Consider the following 277-nt stretch of genomic DNA (forward strand, 5'->3'; position numbering starts at 1 on the left):
CAGGGGTGGCCGTATACTTAGCCCGAATCTTGGGCAGCGTCATTTTAAACGGATGTACGGCGTCACTGGATTCAAACGACTGAGGTTCATCGAATTCACGGTGTGGGTGAACGACGAATTTTTTCTCCCAGGCCGCCCGGGAGTCTTCGTTGCGGCCAATCATGGTCGAACCATCCGCAGTCGCATTCTTACCCACTAAAATACTGGTACAGGCAGTATAGGGGTTAAACTGATGAGTCAGCATAAAATTCCTTATTTCTCGGTTTCCTAACAAGTG

At 49.1% G+C, this 277-nt stretch carries 1 protein-coding gene; it reads right to left on the minus strand.

The genetic code is table 11. From position 1 onward, the window contains the following. Window positions 1–244: C69 family dipeptidase (locus MZO40_RS17180; protein ID WP_252133496.1), on the minus strand; the 244-nt coding region annotated here is incomplete at its 3' end. Between the last annotated feature and the right edge of the window lie 33 nt (window positions 245–277).

This window comes from Lactiplantibacillus sp. B652, assembly GCF_023806745.1.
GTDB lineage: Bacteria > Bacillota > Bacilli > Lactobacillales > Lactobacillaceae > Lactiplantibacillus > Lactiplantibacillus pentosus.